The 6,003-nt window shown below is 69.2% G+C and carries 4 protein-coding genes; 1 reads left to right on the top strand and 3 read right to left on the bottom strand.

The window, feature by feature from the left end:
* A partial coding sequence (locus ABDV68_RS17955) for a LacI family DNA-binding transcriptional regulator (protein WP_343521468.1) occupies positions 1-784 on the bottom strand: 784 nt, incomplete at its 3' end.
* Positions 785-988: 204 nt separating this feature from the next.
* Here ABDV68_RS17955 and ABDV68_RS17960 point away from each other — a divergent pair.
* Entirely contained in the window at positions 989-3,277 is a 2,289-nt protein-coding gene (locus ABDV68_RS17960; RefSeq protein ID WP_343521469.1) for a glycoside hydrolase family 3 N-terminal domain-containing protein, read from the top strand.
* 80 nt (positions 3,278-3,357) lie between these two features.
* On the opposite strand, the gene ABDV68_RS17965 is transcribed toward ABDV68_RS17960, so the two are convergent.
* Together ABDV68_RS17965 and ABDV68_RS17970 are read right to left on the bottom strand one after the other, a co-directional pair.
* The gene (locus tag ABDV68_RS17965) at positions 3,358-4,689 is read right to left on the bottom strand and encodes a glycoside-pentoside-hexuronide (GPH):cation symporter (protein ID WP_343521470.1); all 1,332 of its coding nucleotides are present in this window, start codon (positions 4,687-4,689) and stop codon (positions 3,358-3,360) included.
* The coding region (locus ABDV68_RS17970) for a TIM-barrel domain-containing protein (protein ID WP_343521471.1) at positions 4,686-6,003 on the bottom strand (1,318 nt) is incomplete at its 5' end. The genes ABDV68_RS17965 and ABDV68_RS17970, both read right to left, overlap by 4 nt.

Genomic DNA, 6,003 nt, shown 5'->3' on the forward strand with positions numbered 1-6,003 from the left:
CCATCCCGGCAGTTCGGATCGCCTGAAGGCAGCCGATCGCCATCATGTCGTTGGCGGCGAACACCGCGTCGCACAGAATCCCACTCTCGAGGATCGTACGGATCGCCGCCTCGCCGCCTTCCTCGGAAAAATCGCCGGCCAGGATTACCGGCTCGGCCTCGGGGGCGTGCCGGGCCATCGCGGCGCGATAGCCCTCGACTCGCTCGCGCGCGTCGACATTGCCCTCCGGGCCCGCGACATGGACGATCCGCCGGTGGCCGCCCGCGACCAGATGCGCGACCATCGCGTCCATCGCGCCGACATTGTCGAGCCGCAACGTCGGCCGGTCGTCGATCTCCTCGGGCCCGTTGATGAACAGCGACGGGAGCGTCGGCGGCAGTGCTGCGCGCAGCATCCCGGCGCCGAGGTGCGGCGCCATCACGATCAGCCCGTCGACGCGTCCGCGCATCGCCCGCAAGGCGTTCGCCGCCTGCTCGCTCTCGTCATGGATGTTGGACAGCAGCAGCACATAGCCGCGCCGGCTCGCCTCGCGGTCCATGCCGCGCACGAATTCGCTGAAGAACTCGCCGTGCAAGTCGGGCAGCACCACGCCCACCGCATGCGCCCGCGCGAGGCTCAGGCTGCGCGCACCGGCATGCGGGACATAGCCGAGCTCGGCGGCGGCGGCGATCACTCGCTCGCGCGTCTCCTGCCGGACGTTGCCGAGCCCGTTCAGCGCGCGCGATACCGATGCGATCGATACCTGCGCCCGGCGCGCCACGTCGCGGATCGTCGCCTCGGCCATTCACCCTCTCTCCCCCCGTTTACACACCGTATTCGGGCGGATCATTCGCGATTGCAAATCGGTTCGTTCAACGGCATGTAACCGGTTACGGTTTGCCGCGACAACCCCAAAAACAGGCCTTATTAGGGGGCTGGAAAAGGGGCTGCGTGCGACTCGCATTCCCCGCGCCGTCATGGGCGCGATGCGTTCAGGAGAGGACAAGAGATGCTCGACACCCGGATTTCCCGCCGCGCGGCGCTGATGGGCGCTGGTGCGGTCGCGGCGTGGCTCAGCAGCCCGGCGCGCGCGCTGATGGCGCAGGCGGCGAGTGTCGAGGTGCCCGGCTTCATCGATGCGCTGGTCGCCAAGATGACGCTCGCCGAAAAGGCCGGCCAGCTCAGCCTGATGGCGTCGACCTGGGGCGGCAGCACCGCGATCAACCCGGCGAGCGGCTCCAACGCCAATTTCGAGCAGCAGGTCGAGGAAGTCCGCAAGGGCCTGCTCACCGGCGTGTTCAACGGCAGCGGCACCAACATGTGCCGGATCATGCAGACCGCCGCGGTCAAGGAGTCGCGCCTCAAGATCCCGCTGATCTTCGCCGCCGACATCATTCACGGCCACCGCACTATTTTCCCCGTACCGGTCGCCGAAGCGGCGAGCTTCGAGCCGGCGCTGGCCGAGAAGACCGCCAAGGCCGCCTCGTGGGAGGCCGCCGCCGCCGGCATCGACTGGACCTTTGCGCCGATGGTCGACATCGCGCGCGACCAGCGCTGGGGCCGCACGATGGAGGGCGCGGGCGAGGACGTGCACCTCGGCAATCTCTTCGCCGCCGCCCGCGTGCGCGGCTTCCAGGGCGCCAGCCTCAAGGCGACCGACACGATGATGGCCTGCGCCAAGCATTTCGCCGCCTATGGCGCGGCCGAGGCCGGGCTCGACTACAACACCGTCGACGTCTCCGAGCGCACGCTGCGCGAAGTGTATTTCCCGCCCTTCCAGTCCGCGTTCGACGCCGGCGCGCTCTCGGCGATGGCCTCGTTCAACGAGCTCTCGGGCATCCCCGCCACCGGCAACGAGTGGCTGATGCGCAAGGTGCTGCGCGACGAGTGGGGCTATCAGGGCTTCGTCGTCTCCGATTACACCGGCGACATGGAGATGATCGCGCACGGCTTCGCCGCCGACGCGCGCGAGGCGACCAAGCTCGCCTTCATGGCCGGGGTCGACATGAGCATGACCAGCGGCTTCTATCGCGATCACCTGCCCGACCTGGTCGAGAAGGGCGAGGTGCCGATGGAGCGGCTCGACGCCTCGGTGCGCAAGGTGCTGGCGATCAAGGCCAAGCTCGGCCTGTTCGAAGACCCCTTCCGCCGCATCGACGAGAAGCGCGAGGCCGCGCGCAGCCGCAACAAGACAACGCTGGCATTGTCGCGCGAGATGGCCAGGAAATCGATCGTCCTGCTCAAGAACGAGGGCGACGTGCTGCCCTTGCGCAAGGGCGGGCAGAAGATCGCGATCATCGGCCCCTTCGCCGCCGGCCAGCACGACCTCAACGGCCCGTGGTGCGTCTATGGCGACAACAAGCTCGCGATCGATCTCGAGACCGGCGTGCGCAACGCGCTTGGCAAGAGCGCCGACATCACCGTGGTCGAGGGCTCGGAGGTCGAGGCCCCGCTGCCCGGTGGGATCGAGGCCGCGGTCGCCGCTGCCCGCAACGCCGATGTCGTGCTGCTCGCGATCGGCGAGAGCGAGCGCATGTCGGGCGAGGCGCAGTCGCGCACCAGCATCACCGTCCCCGAGCCGCAGCAGGCGCTCGCCGAAGCGGTCGCCGCGACCGGCAAGCCGGTAATCGTCATCCTCAAGAACGGCCGTGCGCTGGCACTCGAAGGCGCCGTGAAGAACGCGCCCGCGATCCTCGTCACCTGGTTCCTCGGCTCGGAGAGCGGCAACGCGATCGCCGACGTGCTGTTCGGCGCCTACAGCCCCTCGGGCCGCCTGCCGATGAGCTTCCCGCGCGAGCCGGGGCAGCAGCCCTTCTACTACGCCCATAAGCCGACCGGCCGTCCCAACCCGGGCGACGACAAGCTCGAGGAGTATAAGACCCACTATCGCTCGATCCCCAACTCGGCGCTCTACCCGTTCGGCCACGGCCTGACCTATGGCAGGATCGAATATGCCGGCCTGACCCCGCAGCAGGGCAGCCTTGCCTGGGATGGCGAGATCGCCTTCACCGCCACCATCACCAACCGCGGCTCGCGCGCGGCGGAGGAAGTGGTGCAGCTTTACATCCGCGACCGCGCGGCGAGCATCACCCGCCCGGTCCGCGAGCTCAAGGCGTTCCGCAAGCTCGCGCTCGCCCCCGGCGCGTCGGAGACCGTCCGCTTCGTGCTCAAGCGGTCGCAGCTCGAGTTCATCGGCCGCGACTTGAAGCCCACGGTCGAGCCCGGCCTGTTCGACGTGTGGATCGCGCCCTCGGCCCAGGCCGAGGGGGTGCATTCGACCTTCACGCTCACCGCCTGAGCGCCACGCCGTCCCGGCCATCGCCGGGGGTCCGGCACCGCTTCCCCTCCTCCCCGAGGCGGTGCCGGATCGCGTCGCGGTTACCCGCGCAAGTCCCGCACGATCCGCGCATGCGCACCGCGTCCGAGCGGGTTCATCGCCATCAGCACGCACGACAGCGCGAGGAAGCCGAGCGGCACCAGCGCGATCGTCAGCCGCATCATGATCAGCGTCGCGCCGCTCTGCGCGACATTGGCGACATAGCCGGCCGCGTCGAAGCCGAAGCCGAGGATCGCGGTCGCAATGCCGATCGCCACGCGCTGCAGCAGCGCCGCCATGCCGAACACCGCCCCCTCGACGCGCAGGCCGGTGCGCTGCTGGCCATATTCGATCGTGTTGGGCAGCATCGCCCAGAAGACGAAATTGAGCCCCACGATCATCGCCTGCATCGCCATGAGGTAGGCCTGCATCACCCCGGCGCGGTGGATGTCGAGCGCCGCGAACAGCGCGAGCCCGGCCATCGCCGCCGCCGCCGCCAGGAACCACAAGGCGCGGGTCCCCAGCCGCCGCTGGAGCAGCATCCATAGCGGCACCGACACCGCGCTCACCACGCTCATCGAGGCGAGGGCGAGCTGTCCGCCGCCCTCGTCGGCGAGGAAATACTTGAAATAATAAAGCACCGACTTGTTGAGGATCGTCACCGCCACGATCATCGCCATCATCGCGAGGTTGAGCGTGACGAAGGCGCGGTTGGCGGCGATGCTCCGGAGCGCGGTCCATACCGGCACGGGTTCGCGCCGGTCGGGCACATCGGCCTCGCGATAGGTCAGGCCGACCCAGGCGAGGATCGCCGCCCCGGCCGCTGCGAACAGCAAGGCCGCGCCGAGATAGGCGTTGGCGGCCACGCGCGCGCCGAGCAGCGCACTCCCGAGGGGCACCGTGCCCAGCGCCACCACTACCGCCGCCAGGGTCCCCGACAGCATGCGCATTCCCGCGACATAGGCGCGATCGTTGCTGTCGGCACTCACGCGCGCGCTCATCGCGAGATAGGGCAGGTTGATGAAGGCATAGGCGGTGCGGAACGCGATGTGGCCCATGAACACGCCGACCAAGCCCCACCAGCCGGGCGCCAATGGCGGCAGCCAGGCGAGCACGAAGCCGAAACCGAGCGGCAGTCCCCCGATCGCCACCAGCCACCCGAGGCCGCGCCGCGGCTCGCGCCGGTCGGCGAGGATCCCGGCGGCGAAGTTGGCGATCCCGTCCCACACCGACGCGACCATGAAGATCGTCGCCGCCGCGCCGACCGGCAGGCCGAGCGCGTCGGTATAATAGAAGAGCAGGAAGAGCATCGCGCTCTGCCAGTAGAGGTTGAACGCGAAGTCCCCGAACGCGAACAGGGTGAGCCGGGCGCGCGACGGGCGGGCGGGGCTCACCGTGCGGTCAGGCTCACGCTGGCCGCTGCGGCGCTATCGGGGATGGAGAAGCCCAGCAGGTCCGCCGTCCCGTCGTGGACCGCAGCGATCGTGCGGGTGCCGAGCCGTACCGTGCGGGCATTGTCCTGCCCGTGCACCGCCACCGAGATCTCGCGCCACCACGGCTTGAGCTTGCCCTCGCGCGCGCCGAGCTCGATCCGCAGTCCTTCGGCCGTGGCCGCGCAACGGAAGCTCTGGCGCAGATAGGCGCCGCGCTCGATCGCGCGCGCCTTGCCGTCGTCGAGATAGAGCATGCCCCCGCAATCCGGCCCCGGATAGACCGCCAGCTCCAGCGCGCCCCTGGGCGTCTCGCGCAGGCTCTGCACCAGCGGCTGGCGTGGCAGGATCGTCCCGGCGCGCACGAACACCGGCAGCCGGTCGAGCCGCGGCGTCTCGGTCACGCTGTCGGCCTTTTCCCCGGACTCCGCCGCCACCCTGCGGCCGGTCCAGAAATCGTACCAACCGGCCTTGGGCAGACACACGTCATAGGGCTGCGGCGATTCGGGCTTGGGCGAAGCCGCGATTAGCAGGTCGCGCCCCAGCGTGAAGCTCATCGGCGAATCGCACCCCGACGCCGCATAGTCATAGAACACGGGACGCATGATCGGGTCGCCCGTGCGCGCCTGCTGCTCGGCCATGGTATAAAGATAGGGGAACAGCCGATAGCGCGTCTCGATCGCCTTGCGCCGTAGCGCGAGGTGCCCGGGTCCGTCGACCCAGGGCTCGCTGCGCGGCGTGTTGTTGGCGGCATGCACGCGCATCACCGGGGTGAAGGCGCCGATCTGGATCCAGCGCGTCAGCAGCTCGGGGCTCGGTCCCCCGGTAAACCCTCCGATATCCGCCGCCGCATAGGAGAAGCCCGACAGGCCGAGGTTCACGAGCTGCTGGACCGAGAGCTTGAGATGGTCCCAGGTCGCATTGTTGTCCCCGGTCCAGGTCACCGCATAGCGCTGCCCGCCGGCATAGGTCGCGCGGGTCATCACGAACGGCCGCGCCTCCGGATCGAGTTTCGCCAGCCCCTCGGACGTCGCCCGGCTGTTCTGCATGCCATAGACGTTGTGGACTTCGGCATGCGCGGCCTCGCGCGTCGCGAAGCCGTCACCCTCGATGCGGTGGATATTGTCGAGCGGCATGGTCTTGCTCGGCGTCTCGAAGATCGCCGGCTCGTTCATGTCGTTCCAGAAGCCCGCGATCCCCGCCGCGACGAAGTCCTTGTACAGCCCGCCCCACCAGTCGCGCGACGCCTTGCGCGTGAAGTCGGGGAACACCGAGGGC

It is taken from the genome of Sphingomonas sp. (assembly GCF_039595165.1).
Classification (GTDB): domain Bacteria; phylum Pseudomonadota; class Alphaproteobacteria; order Sphingomonadales; family Sphingomonadaceae; genus Sphingomonas.

Excerpts from the sequence above, each read along its gene's own strand:
- ABDV68_RS17960 (WP_343521469.1), top strand. The coding sequence starts at position 989 with ATGCTCGACACCCGGATTTCCCGCCGCGCGGCGCTGATGGGCGCTGGT.